The sequence below is a fragment of the Streptomyces sp. TRM49041 genome, from assembly GCF_008271805.1.
Classification (GTDB): Bacteria; Actinomycetota; Actinomycetes; order Streptomycetales; family Streptomycetaceae; genus Streptomyces.
This window is the reverse complement of the sequence record NZ_VSRY01000095.1, coordinates 51,378-71,635: the sequence shown is the minus strand read 5'-3', so window position 1 is coordinate 71,635 and position 20,258 is coordinate 51,378. Positions and strand designations below refer to the sequence as shown.

Genomic DNA, 20,258 nt, shown 5'->3' with positions numbered 1-20,258 from the left:
CGGAGCGCGCGCCATGCGCTCCGGGGCCGGTGGGTGTTCGTCCTCCGCGCGAGGTGCTCGGAGGCATTCGGAAGCCTAGAAGGCAGGAACAAGCTATGCGACAGGTCACGCGCAAAGGCCTGACCATTGTGGCGGCGGCGGGCGGCGTGCTCGCCCTCGGCGGCGGCTACGCACAAGCGACGAACGGCGCGGGAGCGGACGGGGTCGCGTCCAACTCCCCCGGCGTCGTGTCCGGCAACTCGGTGCAGGTGCCGGTCAGCGTGCCGGTGAACGCGTGCGGGAACACCGTCAACGTGGTCGGGGTGCTCAACCCCGTGTTCGGCAACACGTGCGCCAACGGGTCGAGCGGCGCAAACGCGAGCGGCGCACACGCGAGCAGCTCGACCAGCGACTCGCCGGGTGTCGTGTCCGGCAACAACGTCCAGGCGCCGGTCAACGTGCCGGTGAACGCCTGCGGCAACAGCGTGGACGTGGTGGGCGGTCTGAACCCGTCCTTCGGCAACGGCTGCGCCAACGGCTCGACGACCCCGAACACCCCGGGCAGCCCGGTCGACCCGGGCACCCCCGTCGACCCGGGCACCCCCGTCGACCCGGGCAACCCGGTCGACCCGGGTACTCCGGTCGACCCGGGCACCCCCGTCGACCCGGGTACTCCGGTCGACCCGGCTACCCCCGTCGACCCGGGCGAGCCCGCCAACCCGGCCAACCCCGGTGAGTCCCGTACGCCCGGCGACTCCGGCTCCCCGCTCGAGCCGAACGCAGCCACTCCGCAGGGCGTCGGCAGCGACGACGAGCTGGCCCAGACCGGCTCCGCCGCGCTCGGCATGCTCGCCCCGGCCGGTGCGGCCGCGCTGCTCGGCGGCACGGTCCTCTACCGCCGCGCTCGCCGGTCCGCGTAACCGGAGAGCATCCGTCCGCGCACACGACGGAGCGGGGTCCGCAGCGGCGGACCCCGCTCCGTCGCGTTCTCCGCCCCTACCAGGTGGCGCGCACCTGACGAATGATGCGCCGCCGCAGCCGCACCCGGCGGCTCCCGTCACGGAACAGGGTGAGACGGTCCAACTCCCAGTGCCCGTACTCGGCTTGGTCGGTCAGCAGCCGCGTGGCCTCCCCGCGGGAGACGCCTCGCGGCACATACACGTCGACAAATTCGTATTCCGGCATCGCATCTATTGTGCGGGCACGGCCCAGGTACGGATAGCGTCTGCGGTATGTCTGATGCTGCGCAGCCCACCGCTGCCGAGGTACGCGCCGCCGCCGAGGCGGTCAAAGCCGCACTGGACCGTCATCTGGCGGCGGTCGAGAACCGCTCCGGTGACGACGACCCCGAGGTCTATGCCGCGTTCAACGACCTGGCCGCCGCGGCCGAGGCGTACGACGAGCGGCTGTACGACCGCTACGACGAGGTCACCCCCTTCGAGATCCCCGGTGTCGAGGACTCCCTGCCCCCGTATGCGGGGCCCGGGCAGCCCAACGCGCTGAGCGTACTGATCCGCCGTGACTACGCCGTGGCGGAACCCCAGCGGCTGCTGGCCCAGGCACAGCGCATCGCCGACGCCGACCGCGACGCCGACGAGGACGCCACGTCCGGGACCGCCGCGGCGGTCGGCGCAGGCGTCCACGCGGCCCTCGGGGTGCTGTTCGGCGAGTACGAGCCGGACGAGATCGCGTCCCGCCACAAGGAGTTCGGCCTGGAGGAGGGCGACTCCACCCTGTGGGTGGCGGCCGCTGACGAACTCCCCGAACCGGGGGAGTGGCTCAGCACCCCCTTCGACCAGGCAGACCCCACCCGCGTCATCTGCCGCTTCGACGTCAGCGCGGTCTTCGACGAGGACGAACTCTACGAGGAAGATCCCACAGGAAGATCCCACGAACTCCCCTGACGGCTCCCCGCCCGGAACCCGTCCGCCGGTGGCGGGGGCGTCCGCCGGTGCGGAGGGGCGCCCAGTGTGGCGCCCCGGCCGGCGGGCGGCCCGCCGGCCGGGGCCAGTCGGCGGCCGGCGGGGCCGAGGCGACCCCGGCTACTCGGCGGGCGCCCCCTCCACCGTCTCCAAGAGCCCCCGCAGCCGAGTCACCCGCTCGCGCGCGCTCCCTTCCGCGACCGCCCGCCCCAGCGCCTGGTCCACCCCGTGGACCACCGACAGGTGCCGCTCGCCACGGCCGAAGGCCGTATAGACCCACGCCCGGCTCAGCCCCTGCGCCGCGTCCCCCGGCAACACGACGACCGCCGCCGGCCACCGCATCCCGGCCGCCTGGTGGGCGGTCAGCGCCCAGCCGTGGCGCACCACGGACTCCACCCGGTCCTTGGCCACGACCACCCGCTCGCCCACGCCGCCGCCGACCTCGCAGTCCAGGTGCAGCCCCTCCGCGTCGGCGGAAGCCACAGTCGCCTGCACCGTACGCCCCGGCGCCACCGCGTACGCGACACGATCACCCGGATCGAAGCCGCCGAAACGCCCGGGCCCCGGATTGAGCCGCTGCTTCAGCGCCGCGTTCAACGCCCGTGTCCCCGCCGACCCTCCATGGCCCACGGTGATCACCTGCGTCCGCTCCGGAGGCACGCCCAGTGCCCGGGGTACCGAGTCGGCGACCAGCTGCACCGTCCGGTGCACCGCCTCGCCCGCGTCCCGCACCGGAACGATCACGACCTCCTTGCCGGGCGCGTCCACCTGGTTCAGCTCACCGACACCGATGCCCGACACCAGCTCCCCGATGGGCCCGGGGTCCGGCGTACGGGACGCGACCTGCGGACACAGCCGCGCGGCCAGCAGGTCCGCGAAGACCCGCCCCGCTCCCGCCGACGGAAGCACATGCGGATCGCCGCTCAGCACCAGACGGCACCCGTCCGGTACGGACTCCACGAGCATCGCCGCGGTCTCCACGTCCAGCTGCGGCGCGTCCAGCACCACCAGCAGGTCCAGCGCGAGCGCCCCGTCCTCGTCCCGTCCCGGCCCGGCCGCGCCCGACAGCAGCGCGGCGACCGTCACGGCCCCCACGTCGGGGCCCAGCCGCCGCCGGCCGTTCTCGGTGTGCACCGCCACGGCCGCCCGCAGCCCCAGCCCGCGCGCCGCCCCGGCCAGCGCCACCGGCTCCGCGCGCGAAGCCTCGCCGCCCGTGTGTGCCACCAGACCCTGCGCGGCGACCGCCCTGGCCAACTCGGCCGGCTCGGCCGCCGCCCAGCGCGGGTCGGGACCGGAACGCGCGAGGCGGGCCAGCCCGTCCGCGAGGCTCTCCTCGGCCAAGGCGTACCGGTCCAGCCCCAGCAGCACGGGCAGGGGCTCCGCGCCCCCCTCGGTGACCGCCTTGTCCTCCGCCTCGTCCTCCGACTCGTCCTGCGCCACGTCCTCCGACCCGTCATGGAACACCAGCACCGCACCCTCGGCGACTGCGTGCCGCACGGCCTCCTCCGGGTCGGGCACGGACCGCTCGGCGAGCGCCGCCCGCACAGCCGGCGCGTCCAGGGCCGTGTGCCCCTGGCGGGCCGCGCGCTCCAGCAGCCAGGTCACGAGGGCGTCGCCGCGCCGCTCGTCCCCCGGCCCGCACCCGGCGCCGAGGAGCGCCCGCGCGAACCCGTCGGCCTGCTCCGGCAGCACGCCCGGCACCGCCAGCAGCCGCCACGGGTCCTCGCGCAGCAGCTCGCCCGCCGTCTCCCCGAGCACCGTCGCGACCCGCACCGCCAGCCCCTCGGGCGCGCCGCCCTCGGTCAGCACAGCCCGTACGGCGGCCACGGTCTCCGGTGCCGCCACCCGCGGCGCGGGCGCCACGGGAGCCACGGCCTGGGGCCGCGGGGATACGCCGGCCGGCACGGGAGCCATCCGCCGGGGCGTGGGCTCCGGGACGGGGGAGCCCTGGAACGCGGTGCTCGGCTTCTCGCCGCTCTCCACCGCCCGCACGGCCGCCAGCAGATCCGCCGCACGGCCGCTCAGCTTGGCGCCGCTCTCGATCGGAGCCTCGCGCTCGGACTTCCGCCGCTCGATCCGCTCCCGCAACTCCCGCTGTGCCGCCAGCTCGGCCTCGGGCCCGGAGGGCGAAGCGCTCCCCTCCTCGCCCCCATCGGGCCCACCCGCCGCGAGTGCCTCCCCGCCCGCCGCGGCCTCGGCACCGGAGCTCCCTCCGCCGCCTCCGGACGGCCCCTCGCCGCCCTCGCGGCCGGGCCCGGCACCCGCGTCCGCGTCCGCGTCGTCGGTCTGCGAGCCCGCCGCGGCTCCGGCTGCCGCGCCGGTGCCCATACCCGCGTCCGGCTCGGCGCCCGTCCCCGCAAGGCCCCGCGCGCTCGTCGCCCCCACGTCGGAGGCGCCATCGGCGCGCCCGCCCGCATCGGTCTCCGGGACCGCCCCCGCGGCGGCCCCGGTGTCCGCGCCCGCCTCCGCGCCGGAGTCGCGGCCGGACTCCGTCCCCGCCTGTCCGGTCGGCTTCGCGTCGCCCGTCGTGTCGCCACGCGGATCCGTCACCCCGGTGGTCGGCTCGGGGGCGGTCCGGTCGTTGTCGGACGGGGAGCCGGGGGTCTCCCCCCGGGGAAGCGCGGTCACAGGGTGCTCCAGTCCTGGTCGGGGTAGCGGTGCACGGGCGCCGACACGTCGTCGAGGGCCCGGCGGATCTCGTCAGGAAGACTAAGGCTCTCCACTGACAGCGCCGCCGCGAGCTGACGCGCGTCGCGCGCGCCCATCACCGGCGCCGTCACTCCCGGGCGGTCCCTGACCCACGCCAGGGCCACCTGCAAGGGTGTCACCGCCAGACCGTCGGCCGCCGTCGTCACGGCGTCCACGACGCGCTGGGCCGACTCGTCGAGGTACGGCTCCACGAAGGGCGCCATGTGCTCGGACGCCCCCCGGGAGCCGGCTGGTACGCCGGTGCGGTACTTGCCCGTCAGGACACCGCGCCCCAGCGGGGAGGACGGCAGGAGGCCGACGCCCAGGTCGCGGGCCGCGGGGAGGACCTCCCGTTCCACCCCGCGCTGGAGGAGGGAGTACTCCATCTGCGTGCCGGCCAGGCGGGCGCGGGTTCCGGGCATGGCCAGCTGCCAGGTCGCCGCCTTGGCGAGCTGCCAGCCGCAGAAGTTCGACACGCCCACATAGCGGGCCCGTCCGCTGGTCACGGCCATGTCGAGGGCCTGGAGAGTCTCCTCCAGCGGTGTCCACGGGTCGTAGGCGTGGACCTGCCACAGGTCCACATAGTCCGTGCCCAGCCGGGCCAGTGACGCGTCCAGCGCGGACAGGAGGTGCCCCCGCGAGCCGTCGAAGCGGCGCTCGGGGTCCGGGTCCGGCACGCTGCCGGCCTTTGTGGCGATGACCAGTTCGCGGCGCGGCAGCAGCCGCTCCACCAGCTGTCCGAGCAGATACTCGGCCTCCCCGCCGCCGTACACGTCGGCCGTGTCGACCAGCGTCCCCCCGGCCTCCCAGAACACCTTCAACTGCTCCGCGGCCGCGTGCTCGTCCGTGTCCCGCCCCCAGGTGAGGGTGCCCAGCCCGATCCGGGACACGCGCAGGCCGGTACGGCCGAGATGCCTCTGCTCCATGGCCGCGAGATTACTGGCCGGGGGCCCACGCGCAGAGACCCTGTGGACAACGCGTCCGGCAGGCCCACTGCCATACCGGCCGCCCGCGCGCTAGAGTCCGCTCACCACAGACGTTACTGATCAGTAAAAGGGGACGGCATGCGGCTCGGCATCAACCTCGGCTACTGGGGCGCCGGCATGGACGGCGACAACCTCGCCGTCGCACAGGAGGCGGACCGTCTCGGCTACGACGTGTGCTGGGCGGCCGAGGCGTACGGCTCCGACGCGCCCACCGTGCTCTCGTGGGTGGCCGCGCAGACCGAGAACATCGACGTCGGCTCGGCCATCATGCAGATCCCGGCCCGCCAGCCCGCCATGACAGCCATGACGGCCGCCACCCTCGACTCCCTCTCCGGCGGCCGCTTCCGCCTCGGCCTCGGCGTCTCGGGACCGCAGGTCTCCGAGGGCTGGTACGGCGTCACATTCGACAAGCCGCTCTCCCGCACCCGCGAGTACGTGGAGATCGTCCGCAAGGCCATGTCCCGCGAACGCCTCAGCTACGACGGGGAGCACTGGACGCTGCCCCTTCCCGGCGGCCCCGGCAAGCCCATCAAGCTGACCGTCCACCCGCAGCGCGAGCACATCCCGCTGTACATCGCCGCCATCGGGCCCAAGAACCTCGAGCAGACCGGCGAGATCGCCGACGGGGCGCTGCTCATCTTCCCGTCGGCCGCTCATCTGGAGGAGACCGCTCTGCGGCACATCCGTGCCGGGCGTGAGAAGGCCGGGCTGACCATGGACGGGTTCGACGTGTGCCCGACCGTGCCCCTCGCCGTCGGCGACGACATCGCCGCGCTCGCCGACACCTTCCGCCCGTACACCGCCCTCTACGTCGGCGGAATGGGCAGCCGCAGGCAGAACTTCTACAACCGGCTCGCCCAGCGCATGGGCTACGAGAAGGAAGCCGCCGAGATCCAGGACAAGTACCTGTCCGGAGACAAGAACGGAGCCGCGGCCGCCGTACCGCACCGGCTCATCGACGAGACCACCCTGCTCGGCTCCGTCGAGCGGATCGCCGACCGGATGCGCGCGTACGCGGCGGCCGGAGTCACCACCCTCACCCTCGCCCCGGCCGGCTTCACCCTCGACGAGCGGATCGCCGCCCTGCGGGCCGGTACCGAGGCGCTGGAGCGCGCCGGTCTCGTCGACTGAGGGAGACCGGGCGGGTCCGCGAGGTCCGGGCAAGCCTGCGGCCGTGGTGGGGGCTCGGGGTCATCCCCGCCACGGCCGTCACGCAGCACAACGCGCCACCCGCCCCGACGGTTACGCACCGACGGCCGGGCGCGCGGGCCGCGCGCTCCTCCGTTCGGCGGAGTACCGGCGCTGAGCTGTTGCCATGCCCCCCGGACGGCACTTGACTCGTGCCGACACGTGGAGGTGACAGCGATGCTCTCGGCCCGCAGCCTGTTCCAGGAAATTGTCGACAACGACAACTCCTACCAGCTGTTCTGTTCCATCGCGGCCAGCGGCGAGGCTCAGGGCGGCTGGGAGAACAGCCGCATCGCCGCCCTGGTACCGCCGAGCATGAGCGATCTCGCCCCCAAGATCACCCGGCACGGCGCCGACGAGGACAAGCACGGCCGGATCTTCCAGGCGCTGCTGAAGAAGCGCGGCCTGGACCCGGTCCCCGTGCCACCCGAGACCGACTACACCATGCTCCTGGAACGCGCGGGCATCGGCCTCGCCCACGACAAGCTCCGCCGCGACGAGCCGCTCGACGAGCACGACATCCTCGTCTACCTGGCGCACAGCCGGGTCACCGAGCAGCGCGCCGCCGACCAGATGGAGATGCTCGTCAAGAACTTCGGGGACCACCCCGAGGTCGGCAAGGCCATCCGCATGATCTCCCAGGACGAGGACAACCACCTCGCGTACTGCCACGAGGAACTGCTCCGCCTCGCCCGGGCCGGGCACGGCCGCACCATCCAGCGCACCCTCCGCGAGTGCACCCTCGTCGAGATCGCCATCTACCGCGACGTCAGCCTGGCCGTCATGGGCCACATGGGCCGCATCCTGAAATGGCCCCGCGCCAAGTCCGCGGCCCTCGCCGCGGGAATCCGCGCCATGTACGCGTACGAGCGGGCCGGCGGCTGGCGGCACATGGTCACGCTCACCATGCCCGACCGTCGTGACGCGCTCGGCGGCCCCGCCGAGACGGCGCCCGTCGTCTGACCCGTACGCCGACAGGGGCGCCCGCGAGTCCGGTCACATCCAGCCCCGGCGCTTGAACGTCCGGTACAGGCCGACCACCGCGACCGCCATCAGCACCACCACCGCCGGATACGACCACACCCAGTGCAGCTCCGGCATGTGCGTGAAGTTCATGCCGTAGACGCCCGCGACCATCGTGGGCACCGCGGCCATCGCCGCCCATGCCGAGATCTTCCGCATGTCGTCGTTCTGACGCACACCCATCTGCGCGAGATGCGCGGAGAGGATGTCCGAAAGCAGCCGGTCCAGGCCCTCCACCTGCTCGCTGGCCCGCGTCAGATGGTCACTGACGTCCCGGAAGAACGGCCGCGACTCCTCGCTGACGAACGGCACGCCCGCACCCGCCAGCCGCTGCATCGGGGCGGCCAGCGGCCCCGCCGCCCGGCGGAACTCCAGCACCTGCCGCTTGAACGTGTAGATCCGCGACGCCGTGTTCTTCGCGTCGCCCCCGGCCGGCTGGAAGACATCCGCCTCCAGCTCCTCCAGGTCCGCCTGCAGCTCGGCAGCCACATCGATGTAGAGGTCGACGACGGCGTCGCTTATCGCGTACAGCACCGACGTCGGACCGTGCCGCAGCACGTCCGGCTCCGCCTCCAGCCGCCGCCGCACCTCCGACAGCGGCGCGCCCTCGCCGTGCCGGACGGTCACCACGAACGAATCGCCCATGAACACCATCAGCTCGCCCGTGGAGACCCTGTCGCCCTGCGGCTCGTACCGCACCGGCTTCAGCACCAGGAACAGCGAGTCGTCGTACACCTCCAGCTTCGGCCGCTGGTGCGCCTTCAGCGCGTCCTCCACGGCCAGCGGATGCAGCCCGAACTCCTCGGACACCCGGTCGAACTCCTGGGCCGTCGGCTCGTGCAGCCCGATCCACAGGAACGCGTCGACCGTCCCCCTCGCCTCCGCCAGTGCGGCGACGACATCGGTGGGGCCTTCACGGCGGCGCCCGGCCCGGTAGATGGCACAGTCCACGATCACGGCGGCATTCTTCCCCGTACCGCCGTCCCACGCACGCCCCCACGGGCCCTAGGCTGGCCGTCATGGCGACGTTGATCCTCGTACGGCACGGACGTTCCACCGCCAACACCGCGGGTGTCCTCGCGGGCCGCACCCCAGGCGTCACCCTCGACGAGCGTGGTGCCGCCCAGGCCGCCGCGCTCCCCGGGCGGCTGGCCGGCGTCCCGCTCGCCCTCGCGGTCAGCAGCCCCCTCCAGCGCTGCCGCGAGACGCTGGAGCCCCTGCTCGCCGCACGGCCCGGGCTGGTCCTGCACACCGACGAGCGGATCAACGAGTGCGACTACGGCCACTGGTCCGGCCGGAAGCTCGCCGAGCTCGCCGACGAGCCCCTCATGGAGGTCGTCCAGCACCACCCGTCCGCGGCCGCCTTCCCCGGCGGCGAGTCGATGCGCGCCATGCAGGCCCGTGCCGTCGACGCCGTACGGGAGTGGAACGAGCGCGTGGAGGCCGATCACGGCGACGACGCCGCGTATGTGATGTGCTCGCACGGTGACATCATCAAGTCGCTCGTCGCGGACGCCCTCGGCATGCATCTCGACCTGTTCCAGCGCGTCCACGTCGACCCGTGCTCCGTCACCGCGATCCGCTACACCCGGACCCGGCCGTTCCTCGTCCGCCTCGGCGACACGGGCGACTTCGGCGCCCTCGCGCCCCGCGAAGACACCGGCGGCGGAGCCGCGGAGGTGGGCGGCGGCGCGGGCGCACCGTGATCGCTCCGCACAGTAGGGTGGATGCGCTGCCGTGGCGGCCGTGGCGTCGAACTCAAGAACAAGATCAAGGGAGAGGGAACGTGTCCCGTCAGGTGTTCCTCTATGACCCGCCGGAGCGCTTCGTGGCCGGTACGGTCGGGCTGCCTGGCCGCCGTACGTTCTTCCTGCAGGCGTCCGCCGGAGGGCGGACCACCAGCGTCGCCCTGGAGAAGACCCAGGTGGCCGCGCTCGCCGAGCGCATGGACGAACTCCTCGACGAGGTCGTGCGCCGCACCGGCGGGAACGCCCCGGTCCCCGCCGTGGCCCCCGCCGACGTCTCCGACAGCGCGCCCCTCGACACGCCGGTGGAGGAGGAGTTCCGCGTCGGCACCATGGCACTCGCCTGGGACGGCGAGGAGCAGCGGCTGATCGTCGAGGCGCAGGCGCTCGTCGAGCTCGACGTCGACTCCGAGGAGGACCTCGCCGAGGCCGAGGAGCGGCTCCTCCAGGACGAGGAGAACGGCCCGCCGATGCTCCGCGTCCGCCTCTCCGGCGCCCAGGCGAGGGCCTTCGCCAAACGCGCCCTCGACGTCGTCAACGCCGGCCGCCCGCCGTGCCCCCTGTGCAGCCTGCCGCTCGACCCGGAAGGACACGTATGTCCGCGCCAGAACGGATACCGCCGCGGGGCCTGACGGCCGTCCCCGACGTGCTGGAACTGCTCGCCGAGGGCGAGCTGACCGTACGCGGCCAGGTCCGTGAGGCGTCCAACGCGGTGCTGTTCTGCTCGGTCTCGTACGAGGGCGAGGAGATCGACTGTGTGTACAAGCCGGTCGCGGGTGAGCGGCCGCTGTGGGACTTCCCGGACGGCACGCTCGCCCAGCGGGAGGCCGCGGCGTACGCCGTGTCCGAGGCGACCGGGTGGGGTCTCGTCCCGCCGACCGTCCTGCGCGACGGGCCGTACGGGCCGGGCATGGTCCAGCAGTGGATCGAGCCCGACGCCGCGGCCGAGCCCCTCCTGGCGCTCGTGGAGGACGGCGAGCCCGGCGACGGGTGGCGACCGGTGGGCCATGCCGAGGTCGGGGAGGGCCGCACCGCGCTGCTGGTCCACGCCGACGACATACGGCTGAGGCGCCTCGCGGTGCTGGACGCGGTCATCAACAACGGCGACCGCAAGGGCGGACACCTGCTGCCCGCGGGGGGCGGCAGGCTGTACGCCATCGACCACGGCGTCACGTTCCACGTGGACGACAAGCTGCGGACCCTCTTCTGGGGCTGGGCCGGGAAGCCGCTGCCGGACGAGGCCCTGGACGTCCTGTCCCGGCTGGACGCGGAACTGGCACAGGGCGCGCCGCTGGCCACCCGGCTGGGGCAACTGATCACCCCGGCGGAGGTGACCGCCCTGCGCGCCCGGGTCAGCGCCCTCCACACCACCGGCCGGCACCCCGCGCCGTCCGGCAACTGGCCCGCCGTCCCCTGGCCCCCGGTCTGACCGAGCCGCACGGAGCCGCCATCCCCCAGCACACCGGGGAGGTCGGGCGCAAGAGCGCGGAACCGGACATGATCCTGCATCCGGTTCGTATCCGGAACAGGCGTCCGGTTACGCTCGGAGCATGCATGCCTGGCCCGCTTCTGAGGTCCCCGCCCTGCCCGGCAAGGGCCGCGACCTCCGGATCCACGACACCGCGACCGGCGGACGAGTGACCCTCGACCCCGGTCCCGTCGCCCGTATCTATGTCTGCGGCATCACGCCGTACGACGCGACCCACATGGGTCACGCGGCGACCTACAACGCGTTCGACCTCGTTCAGCGCGTGTGGCTCGACACCAAGCGGCAGGTCCACTACGTGCAGAACGTCACAGATGTCGACGATCCGCTCCTGGAGCGGGCCGTCCGCGACGGTGTCGACTGGACGAGTCTCGCCGAGCGCGAAACGTCCCTGTTCCGCGAGGACATGACGGCGCTGCGGATGCTGCCGCCGCAGCACTACATCGGTGCCGTCGAGGCGATACCGGGCATCGTTCCCCTCATCGAGCGCCTCCGTGACATGGGCGCCGCCTATGAGCTCGAAGGGGACGTCTACTTCTCCGTCGAGTCCGACCAGCACTTCGGCGAGGTCTCCCACTACGACGCCGAGGCCATGCGGGCCCTCTCCGCCGAGCGCGGCGGCGACCCCGACCGCCCGGGCAAGAAGAACCCGCTCGACCCCATGCTCTGGATGGCCGCCCGTGCGGGCGAGCCCAGCTGGGGCGGCGCCTCCCTCGGGCCCGGACGGCCCGGCTGGCACATCGAGTGCGTGGCCATCGCGCTCGACCACCTCGGCATGGGCTTCGACGTCCAGGGCGGCGGCTCCGACCTGATCTTCCCGCACCACGAGATGGGCGCCTCGCACGCACACGCGCTGACCGGCGAGTTCCCCTTCGCCAAGGCGTATGTGCACGCGGGGATGGTCGCCCTGCACGGGCAGAAGATGTCCAAGTCCAAGGGGAACCTGGTCTTCGTCTCCGCGCTCCGCCGCCAGGGCGTCGACCCGGCGGCGATCCGGCTCTCCCTGCTCGCCCACCACTACCGCGCCGACTGGGAGTGGACCGACCAGGTCCTCCAGGACGCAGTCGACCGCGTCGGCCGGTGGCGTGCCGCCGTCTCCCGGCCGGACGGGCCGTCCGCGGACGCACTGGTGGAGGAGATCCGCGACGCGCTCGCCGACGACCTCGACACGCCCACGGCACTCGCCGCGGTCGACCGCTGGGTCGAGCGGCAGCGGACAGAGGGCGGTACGGACGAGGGCGCGCCCGGCATCGTCTCACGCGCCGTCGACGCGCTGATGGGCGTGGCGCTCTAGCCCAGGCGCCCCGCCACCGAAACCTCGGCCGCCCCGGGACGTCTACGTCCCGGGGCGGCCGACGCACGGAGGCGGAGTGACAGCCACCTCCGGTCGCCTCATGTCACGTTCCTTCGCACACAGAGGACCTCGGGGCGCGGCCGTCGCGCCCTCACGCCCGGCGCGGCCTGGTTCACCGACTCGTTCAAGCAGCAGCTCCACCGGCTGTCCCTCGTGACGTGGTCCGCCTGGACGACGCCGGTACAAGGGGCAGGCCGATCGCCCGGAGCGCCGACCCGCTCTTCCGCGTCCCGACGTCGGCCGCGGCCTGGGGCGGCCGGATCTACCTGCCGCACGCCCGCTCCGACGTGGTGGCGGTCACCCGGGTCCGAGCCGAGGTCCGCCTGCGAGGCCCGGTGCTCGGCGCGACGGGGCGGCACCGCTGTCGTGGTGCCGCCCCGTCGCGGGCCGTGCCGTCCTACTCCGAGGAGTCGTCCCGGTCCCCGGGGCCGGTCTCGCCGTCCGCCGCACTGTCCTGCGTACCGTCCGTCCCGCCGTCCGTCCCGCCGTCCGGCTCACGCTTCGGCGGCTTGGGCGGGCGCGTACGGCCGCTGGACGGGTCCCGCAGATACGAGGTGTCGCCGCCCTCCGTCGCATGCCCCGGCGTTCCCGGCAGCGCACCGGGGCCGGTGCCGGGCCCGCCGTCCCGCCGCCGCAGATACCGCTCGAACTCCCGCGCGATGGCCTCGCCCGACGCCTCCGGCAGCTCGGCCGTGTCCCGCGCCTCCTCCAGCGTCTGGACGTACTCGGCCACCTCGCTGTCCTCCGAGGCGAGTTGGTCCACGCCGACCTGCCAGGCCCGGGCGTCCTCGGCCAGTTCGCCCAGCGGGATGCGCATGTCGATCAGGTCCTCGAGCCGGTTGAGGAGCGCCAACGTCGCCTTCGGGTTCGGCGGCTGCGACACGTAGTGCGGCACCGCCGCCCACAGGCTCACCGCCGGGACACCCGCGTGCGTGCACGCCTCCTGGAGGATGCCGACGATGCCCGTCGGACCCTCGTACCGGGTCTCCTCCAGCTCCAACCGCCGCGCCAGGTCCGGGTCGGACGTCACGCCGCTCACCGGCACGGGCCGTGTGTGCGGGGTGTCGCCGAGCAGCGCGCCCAGGATCACGACCATCTCCACGCCCAGCTCGTGGGCGAAGCCCAGGATCTCGTTGCAGAACGAGCGCCAGCGCATCGACGGCTCTATCCCGCGGACCAGGACCAGGTCCCGGGGCTTTTCGCCGCCGACGCGGACCACGGACAGCCGGGTGGTGGGCCAGGTGATCCTCCGCACCCCGCCGTCCAGCCACACCGTGGGCCGGTTGACCTGGAAGTCGTAGTAGTCCTCGGCGTCGAGCGCCGCGAACACCTCGCCCTTCCACTCCCGTTCCAGGTGTGCGACCGCGGTGGAAGCGGCGTCGCCGGCGTCGTTCCAGCCCTCGAACGCGGCCACCATGACCGGGTCGATCAGCTCGGGAACCCCCTCGAGCTCGATCACCCAGGCCTCCTTCCGAAGTTCCGTGCGTACGAACCAACCTTACGGCGTGCGGGGCCCCTGCCCGCAGCCCCTTGTACACGTCCGGATGCTGTATCGGCCGCCCGCCACAGGGCGCGCCGGACCAGGGGCGACGGGGGTGATTCATCCGAGGTCGAGCCGATGCTCCGCCGTGAGACCGAGCGATTCGACCCGGCCGCCGCGGCCGTCACCGGCACCGCGCTCGCCGTCGACGGAGGCATGCGGGGCCTGCGGCTCCGCCCGGCCACGTAATCCGCCGCGTAATCCGCCGCGTGACAAGAGCCGTGCTCAGAGCACCGCCCGCAGCCACTGCTCCACGCTCGCGATGTGCACCGTCGCCCACGACCGGGCCGCCTCGGCGTCGCGGTCCCGCAGGGCCGTCAGGATCGCCCGGTGCTCGTACAGCGTCCGGCCCACCGCGTCCTCCTGCGTCAGCCCCCGCCACACCCGGGCCCGGGTCGTCGGCCCGGACAGCCCGTCCAGCAGCGAGCACAGCACCGTGTTGCCCGAGGCGCCCACGATCCGCCGGTGGAAGTCCAGGTCGGCGGCGACCAGCTCGTCCACCGGAGGCTCGCTGCCCAGCGCGTCCAACGCGGCGTCCAGGGCGTCCAGTTCCGGGACGCTGATCCGGTGCGCGGCCATCGCGGCCGCGGCCGGCTCCAGGATGCGGCGTACCGCGAGGAACTCCAGGACCGTGTCGTCCCGGTGGAAGTCCACGACGAAGCTCAGGGCCTCCAGCAGCAGCTGCGGGTCCAGGCTGGTGACATACGTGCCGTCGCCCTGCCGTACGTCGAGGATGCGGATCAGCGACAGGGCGCGCACGGCCTCGCGCAGCGAGTTGCGGGACAGGCCCAGCCCGGCGGCGAGCTCGCTCTCCTTCGGGAGCCGGTCGCCGGGTCGCAGCTTTCCCGAGACGATCATTTCCTTGATCTTCTCGATCGCCTCGTCGGTCACGGCCATGATGTCGTCCCCCATGTGTCTCAGACATCCGATGTATAAGCTGTGTGAGCGTACAAGAATCGAGAGGGCGGCCCCCGATGGGAGCCGCCCTCGTGACCCTGACCGAGGGTCCCCCCCTGCTTGAGCGAAAGCCGAGAGCTCGGGGGCGGGTCAGGTTTCAGCGGTCAGCGCTTCTCGCCGAGCATCCCCTCGACCTTGGCGCGGATCTCGTCCGTCGCCAGGCCGCGGATCGTCAGCGTGGTACGGCGGCGCAGCACGTCGTCCGCCGTCTCCGCCCACTCCCGGTCGCGGGCGTAGGCGACCTGCGCCCAGATCTCCGGGGCGTCCGGGTGTATGCGCTCGCCCAGCTCCGGGTTCTCCGACGCCATGCGCGCGATGTCGAAGGAGAGCGAGCCGTAGTGGGTCGCCAGGTGGCGGGCGGTGTCGGCGGCCATGCGCGGGCCGGGCGTGCCGCCGTCGACGAGCAGCCGGTGCGCGACCGCGTTCGGGTTGGCGATGCCGGGCAGCGGGAGCTTCTTCGGCAGGCTGTCGAGAGGCTCCATGTCGTCGGCGAGCGGGCGCCCGGGCAGGGTCGCCAGCTTGTTCAGCACCGTACGGCCGATGTGGCGGAACGTCGTCCACTTGCCGCCGGCCACCGACAGCATCCCGCCGCGGCCCTCGGTGACGACCGTCTCACGCTTGGCCTTCGACGTGTCGCCGGGGCCTCCCGGCAGGACACGCAGACCGGCGAACGCGTAGGTGATCAGGTCGCGGTCGAGCTGCTGGTCGCGGATGGAGAAGGCGGCCTCGTCCAGGATCTGGGCGATGTCCTTCTCGTTGACCGCGACATCGCCCGGCTCGCCCTCGTACTCCTCGTCGGTGGTGCCGAGGAGCAGCATGTCCTCCCAGGGGAGGGCGAAGGTGATGCGGTACTTGTCGATCGGGGTGGCGAGCGCGGCCTTCCACGGGGAGGTCCGCTTCAGGACGAGGTGCGCGCCCTTGGAGAGGCGGATGGACGGGGCCGCGTTCGGGTCCTCCATCCGTCGCAGGTGGTCCACCCACGGACCGGTCGCGTTGAGCACCAGGCGGGCGTCGACACCGAACTCGGTGCCGTCGACGGTGTCCTTCAGCTCGGCGCCGGTGACGCGGCCCTGGGTGAAGCGCAGTCCGGTGACGGCCGCGTGGTTGAGGACGGTGGCGCCCGCCTCGACGGAGGCGCGGACCGTCATGAGTGCCATGCGCGCGTCGTTCATCTGGTCGTCGCCGTAGACGGCCACGGCCTTCAGGTTTTCGGTGCGCAGCTCCGGCACGTCCTGCGCGGCCTTCGCCGGGCTGAGGAGATGGCCGACGCCGTCACCGAAGGCGGAGAGCGCCGAGTACGCGAAGACGCCCGCGCCGAGCTTCGCGGCGCCGTGCGGCCCTCCCTTGTACACCGGGAGGTAGAAGGTGAGCGGGTTCGCCAGGTGAGGGGCGACCTGCCGGGAGACCGCACGGCGCTCGAAGTGGTTCTCCGCGACCAGCTTCACCGCGCCGGTCTGCAGGTAGCGCAGACCGCCGTGGAGAAGCTTGGAGGAGGCGGAGGAGGTGGCGCCGGCGAAGTCGCCGGCGTCCACCAGGGCCACCCGCAGCCCGGACTGGGCGGCGTGCCAGGCGGTGGAGATTCCGAGGATGCCGCCGCCGATGACCAACAGGTCGTAGGTCGCCTTGGACAGCTGCTCCCGGGTCTCGGCGCGGCTCGGCAGTGAACCGGCAGCCGGGTGCGTCCCGAGGGTGGTGGGGACGCTCTGCAGGGTGGTCATGTCGAATTACTCCTCGTCCTCGATCCAGCCCATGGTCCGCTCGACGGCCTTGAGCCAGCTCTTGTACTCGCGGTCGCGGATTTCCGCGTCCATGCGGGGGGTCCATTCGGCGGCACGGCGCCAGTTGGACCGCAGCGCGTCGGTGTCGGGCCAGAAGCCGACGGCCAGGCCGGCGGCGTAGGCCGCGCCGAGGCAGGTCGTCTCGGCGACCATCGGGCGCACGACGGGTGCGTCCAGGACGTCCGAGAGGGTCTGCATCAGCAGGTTGTTGGAGGTCATGCCGCCGTCGACCTTGAGCGCCGTCAGCTCGACGCCGGAGTCCTTGGTCATGGCGTCGGTGATCTCGCGGGTCTGCCAGGCGGTGGCCTCCAGGACCGCGCGGGCGATGTGCGCCTTGGTGACGTACCGGGTGAGGCCGGCGATCACACCGCGGGCGTCGGAGCGCCAGTACGGGGCGAACAGGCCGGAGAAGGCCGGTACGAAGTAGGCGCCGCCGTTGTCCTCGACGGAGGACGCGAGCGTCTCGATCTCGGCGGCGGAGTTGATCAGGCCCATCTGGTCGCGCATCCACTGGACCAGCGAGCCGGTGACGGCGATCGAGCCTTCCAGGGCGTAGACCGGCGCCTCGTCGCCGATCTTGTAGCCCACGGTGGTGATCAGGCCCGAGTAGGAGTTGATGATCTTCTCGCCGGTGTTCAGCAGCAGGAAGGTGCCGGTGCCGTAGGTCGACTTGGCCTCGCCCTCGGAGAAGCAGGTCTGGCCGAACAGGGCCGCCTGCTGGTCGCCCAGCGCGGAGGCGACCGGGACGCCGTCCAGGACGCCGCCCTTTACGGTGCCGTACACCTCGGCGGAGGAGCGGATCTCCGGCAGCACGTCCGCCGGAACCTCCATGGACTCGAGGATCTTCTGGTCCCACTCCATGGTGTGGAGGTTCATCAGCATGGTGCGGGAGGCGTTGGTGACGTCGGTGACGTGGTGACCGCCGTCGACTCCGCCGGTCAGGTTCCAGATGACCCAGGAGTCCATGGTGCCGAAGAGGATGTCGCCGCGCTCGGCGCGCTCGCGCAGGCCCTCGACGTTGTCAAGCAGCCAGCGGACCTTCGGGCCGGCGAAGTAGGAGGCGAGGGGCAGGCCGGTCTCACGGCGGAAACGATCCTGCCCGACGTTGCGGCCGAGCTCCTTGCAGAGGGCGTCGGTGCGGGTGTCCTGCCACACGATGGCGTTGTGGACGGGCTCACCGGTGTTCTTGTCCCAGAGCAGCGTGGTCTCACGCTGGTTGGTGATGCCGATGGCCTTGACGTCGGCGGCGGTGATGCCGGCCTTCTCGATCGCGCCGGCGACGACTTCCTGGACGTTCGTCCAGATCTCGGCGGCGTTGTGCTCCACCCAGCCCGGCTTGGGGAAGATCTGCTCGTGCTCCTTCTGGTCGACGGAGACGATGCGCCCGTCGCGGTCGAAGACGATGCAGCGGCTGGAGGTCGTGCCCTGGTCGATGGCCGCGATGAAGGGGCCGGTGCCGTGGGAGGTCGTGGCGGTCATACGGGGGTGCTCCTCGAAGTCTTTGGAGTGGTCGGGTCTGCTGGGCTCAGGCGAACGCGAGGGAGTAGATACCCGCGGCCGCGGCGGAGCCGATCAGCGGTCCCACGACGGGGATCCAGGAGTAGCTCCAGTCGGAGCCGCCCTTGTTGGGCAGCGGGAGCAGGGCGTGCACGATGCGGGGGCCGAGGTCACGCGCGGGGTTGATGGCGTAACCGGTCGGGCCGCCGAGCGACAGACCGATGGAGACGACGACGAAGGCGACGATCAGACCGCCGAGGACGTTCAGTCCCTTGCCGTCGTTGTTGAGGCCCTGCGTGAGCACGGCCAGGACCAGCACGAGGGTGCCGATGGTCTCGGTGGCGAGGTTCTGCCACACGTTGCGGATCTCGGGCCCGGTGGAGAAGACACCGAGGACGGGCCCGGGGCCTTCGACGGCCGGCTTGTCGGCGATCTCCGGGTCACGGAGGTGCGCCTGGAACTGGCCGTAGTAGGCGATCCAGACCAGCGTGGCGCCGATCATGGCGCCGAGGAGCTGGCCGGCGATGTAGACCGGAACGTCGCTCCAGTCCCCGTTGTTGAGGGCGATGCCGACCGTTACCGCCGGATTCAGATGGGCGCCGGAGAGGGCGCCTGTCATGTAGACGGCGGTCATGACCGCGAAGCCCCACCCGAAGGTGATGGCGACCCAGCCGGCGTTCTGCGCCTTCGAGCGCTTGAGCACGACGGCGGCGACGACGCCTCCGCCGAGGAGGATGAGTACGGCGGTACCAATGATCTCGCCGATGAAGATGTCGGAGCTGGACACCCGCGACTCCTTTGTCCTTCGTCCAGGAAAGGCGAACCCCGGGTCCCTCCGGTGGTCCGTGCCCTCGGGGTGAGGGCCTTGCCGGCCTCCTGGCGTTGTCACACTCTAGCGTGTAATCCCGGTAGGTGTTCGACAATGCCGACCGATGGACGGCAGTTTTGCCCCCGGGTTAATTCCACGTCAAGGCTTCGAGCCCGAGAGACCCGATCGTTACCGGGGTTGCTCCGCGCGGACGTGCCGCAGGGGCCGAAAGGTGGGCGCAGAGCACACGAGCGGTGCCTGCGCGTGTGCGTGTGCACAAGGGCGCCGGTGCTCCCGCCGCCCGGTTCCCGGGCGGCGCCGGCCGAGCCTCAGAAGCGGCCCGCGCCCAGATCGCGGGACACGGCCCGCGCCGTCTCGCGCACGGCGGCGACCAGCTCGGACCGCAGCTCCCCGCGGTCGCAGACCCGCTCCACGGCCCCGGTGATCGCCACGGCCCCCACCGGCATCCTCCGCCGGTCGTGGATGGGCGCCGCCACGGAGGCGACGCCCTCCCAGGTCTCCTCCAGGTCCGCGGCCCACCCGCGTGCCCGGGTCAGGTCCAGCAGCTCCTCGAAGTCGTCCGGAGCGGTGACCGTGCGCGGCGTGAACGCCTTGCGGTCGATCTCCATGACCTCGCTGTGCGCGACCGGGTCGTACGCCGACAGCACCTTCCCCAGCGCCGTGGAGTGCAGCGGCTGCATCGCGCCGACCTCCAGCACTTGACGGCTGTCGTCCGGGCGGAACACATGGTGGATGACCAGCACCCCGTGCTGGTGCAGCACGCCCAGGTGCACGCTCTCGCCGCTCGACCGGGCCAGGTCGTCCGTCCAGACGAGGGCGCGGGCCCGCAGCTCGTGCACGTCCAGGTAGCTGTTCCCGAGCCTCAGCAGCTCCGCGCCCAGCTGGTACCGCCCCGACGCGTTGTCCTGCTCGACGAAGCCCTCGGCCTGCAGGGTGCGCAGAATGCCGTGCGCGGTGCCCTTCGCCAGTCCGAGCGACGACGCGATGTCGGAGAGACCCAGCCGGCGCTCTCCGCCCGCGAGCAGTCGCAGCATCGCCGCCGCCCGCTCAAGCGACTGGATGTTCTTCGCCATCCCCGCCCCGCTCCTTCTCTCCATGCAGTTCGACAATGCTGAACACTATCGGTCGTTGCCGACCCCGGGCCACATCGTGAACGTGGAACGGGCCACCTGGCCGGTCTTCGACCCCCGCCAAGCATGCCGTCCGCCACGTGGGACGACGTGCCCACCCCGGGGTGCGGCCGGTTAGGCTGACGAGGTGCGCCTCCTGCCCGGAGGCGCAAAGCC

Annotated in this window: 18 protein-coding genes and 1 pseudogene; 9 read left to right on the top strand and 10 right to left on the bottom strand. The window is 72.6% G+C overall.

Annotated elements, in window-relative coordinates; genetic code table 11:
• Window positions 1-95: 95 nt before the first annotated feature.
• Window positions 96-899, top strand: coding sequence for a chaplin family protein (locus FVS66_RS34895; protein ID WP_187645453.1), 804 nt, complete (start codon window positions 96-98; stop codon window positions 897-899).
• Window positions 900-975: 76 nt separating this feature from the next.
• Here the strand turns inward: FVS66_RS34895 and FVS66_RS09395 are convergent, their stop codons facing one another.
• A complete protein-coding gene (locus tag FVS66_RS09395; protein ID WP_149180559.1) occupies window positions 976-1,164 on the bottom strand; it encodes a DUF5703 family protein in 189 nt (62 codons plus the stop codon).
• A gap of 47 nt (window positions 1,165-1,211) precedes the next feature.
• Between FVS66_RS09395 and FVS66_RS09390 the strand changes: the two genes are divergently transcribed.
• The gene (locus FVS66_RS09390; protein WP_149180558.1) at window positions 1,212-1,883 is read left to right on the top strand and encodes a hypothetical protein; all 672 of its coding nucleotides are present in this window, start codon (window positions 1,212-1,214) and stop codon (window positions 1,881-1,883) included.
• Window positions 1,884-2,021: 138 nt separating this feature from the next.
• Here FVS66_RS09390 and FVS66_RS09385 read toward each other — a convergent pair whose 3' ends face one another.
• A complete protein-coding gene (locus FVS66_RS09385; RefSeq protein WP_399225197.1) occupies window positions 2,022-4,529 on the bottom strand; it encodes a helix-hairpin-helix domain-containing protein in 2,508 nt (835 codons plus the stop codon).
• Entirely contained in the window at window positions 4,526-5,515 is a 990-nt protein-coding gene (locus FVS66_RS09380; protein ID WP_149180557.1) for an aldo/keto reductase, read from the bottom strand. The genes FVS66_RS09385 and FVS66_RS09380 overlap by 4 nt, the downstream gene beginning before the upstream one ends.
• Window positions 5,516-5,653: 138 nt before the next feature.
• Between FVS66_RS09380 and FVS66_RS09375 the strand changes: the two genes are divergently transcribed.
• Both FVS66_RS09375 and FVS66_RS09370 read left to right on the top strand, forming a co-directional pair.
• Entirely contained in the window at window positions 5,654-6,706 is a 1,053-nt protein-coding gene (locus FVS66_RS09375; RefSeq protein WP_149180556.1) for an LLM class F420-dependent oxidoreductase, read from the top strand.
• A 234-nt stretch (window positions 6,707-6,940) separates the two neighbouring features.
• A complete protein-coding gene (locus tag FVS66_RS09370; protein WP_149180555.1) occupies window positions 6,941-7,726 on the top strand; it encodes a ferritin-like domain-containing protein in 786 nt (261 codons plus the stop codon).
• A 33-nt stretch (window positions 7,727-7,759) separates the two neighbouring features.
• Here FVS66_RS09370 and corA read toward each other — a convergent pair whose 3' ends face one another.
• Window positions 7,760-8,743, bottom strand: a complete 984-nt coding sequence (corA, locus tag FVS66_RS09365; RefSeq protein ID WP_149180554.1) for a magnesium/cobalt transporter CorA — start codon at window positions 8,741-8,743, stop codon at window positions 7,760-7,762.
• Between the two features lie 62 nt (window positions 8,744-8,805).
• Between corA and FVS66_RS09360 the strand changes: the two genes are divergently transcribed.
• The 4 genes from FVS66_RS09360 (at window position 8,806) to mshC (ending at window position 12,311) form a co-directional block, all read left to right on the top strand.
• Complete coding sequence (locus tag FVS66_RS09360) at window positions 8,806-9,492, top strand: histidine phosphatase family protein (RefSeq protein WP_149180553.1); 687 nt, start codon at window positions 8,806-8,808, stop codon at window positions 9,490-9,492.
• 80 nt (window positions 9,493-9,572) lie between these two features.
• Window positions 9,573-10,163 (top strand): DUF3090 domain-containing protein, encoded by a 591-nt coding sequence (locus FVS66_RS09355; RefSeq protein WP_149180552.1) that lies wholly within the window; start codon window positions 9,573-9,575, stop codon window positions 10,161-10,163.
• Entirely contained in the window at window positions 10,127-10,960 is an 834-nt protein-coding gene (locus FVS66_RS09350) for an SCO1664 family protein (RefSeq protein ID WP_149180551.1), read from the top strand. Before FVS66_RS09355 ends, FVS66_RS09350 begins: the two co-directional genes overlap by 37 nt.
• 121 nt (window positions 10,961-11,081) lie before the next feature.
• Window positions 11,082-12,311, top strand: coding sequence for a cysteine--1-D-myo-inosityl 2-amino-2-deoxy-alpha-D-glucopyranoside ligase (mshC, locus tag FVS66_RS09345; RefSeq protein WP_149180550.1), 1,230 nt, complete (start codon window positions 11,082-11,084; stop codon window positions 12,309-12,311).
• A gap of 457 nt (window positions 12,312-12,768) precedes the next feature.
• On the opposite strand, the gene FVS66_RS09340 is transcribed toward mshC, so the two are convergent.
• The gene (locus FVS66_RS09340) at window positions 12,769-13,830 is read right to left on the bottom strand and encodes a PAC2 family protein (protein ID WP_149180549.1); all 1,062 of its coding nucleotides are present in this window, start codon (window positions 13,828-13,830) and stop codon (window positions 12,769-12,771) included.
• A gap of 189 nt (window positions 13,831-14,019) precedes the next feature.
• Between FVS66_RS09340 and FVS66_RS09335 the strand changes: the two are divergent.
• Window positions 14,020-14,100: pseudogene (locus FVS66_RS09335) on the top strand (short-chain dehydrogenase); the annotation flags it as partial.
• Window positions 14,101-14,136: 36 nt separating this feature from the next.
• On the opposite strand, the gene FVS66_RS09330 reads toward FVS66_RS09335, so the two are convergent.
• The 5 genes from FVS66_RS09330 to FVS66_RS09310 all read right to left on the bottom strand — a co-directional run bounded on the left by FVS66_RS09330 (window position 14,137) and on the right by FVS66_RS09310 (window position 20,045).
• The gene (locus tag FVS66_RS09330; protein ID WP_149180628.1) at window positions 14,137-14,808 is read right to left on the bottom strand and encodes an FCD domain-containing protein; all 672 of its coding nucleotides are present in this window, start codon (window positions 14,806-14,808) and stop codon (window positions 14,137-14,139) included.
• A gap of 164 nt (window positions 14,809-14,972) precedes the next feature.
• Window positions 14,973-16,586 carry a glycerol-3-phosphate dehydrogenase/oxidase gene (locus FVS66_RS09325; RefSeq protein ID WP_149180548.1) on the bottom strand — a complete coding sequence of 538 codons (1,614 nt, stop codon included), beginning with the start codon at window positions 16,584-16,586 and terminating at the stop codon, window positions 14,973-14,975.
• Between the two features lie 6 nt (window positions 16,587-16,592).
• Complete coding sequence (glpK, locus tag FVS66_RS09320) at window positions 16,593-18,125, bottom strand: glycerol kinase GlpK (protein WP_149180547.1); 1,533 nt, start codon at window positions 18,123-18,125, stop codon at window positions 16,593-16,595.
• Between the two features lie 46 nt (window positions 18,126-18,171).
• Window positions 18,172-18,930, bottom strand: coding sequence for an MIP/aquaporin family protein (locus FVS66_RS09315; protein WP_149180546.1), 759 nt, complete (start codon window positions 18,928-18,930; stop codon window positions 18,172-18,174).
• Between the two features lie 350 nt (window positions 18,931-19,280).
• Window positions 19,281-20,045, bottom strand: a complete 765-nt coding sequence (locus FVS66_RS09310) for an IclR family transcriptional regulator (protein ID WP_149180545.1) — start codon at window positions 20,043-20,045, stop codon at window positions 19,281-19,283.
• Between the last annotated feature and the right edge of the window lie 213 nt (window positions 20,046-20,258).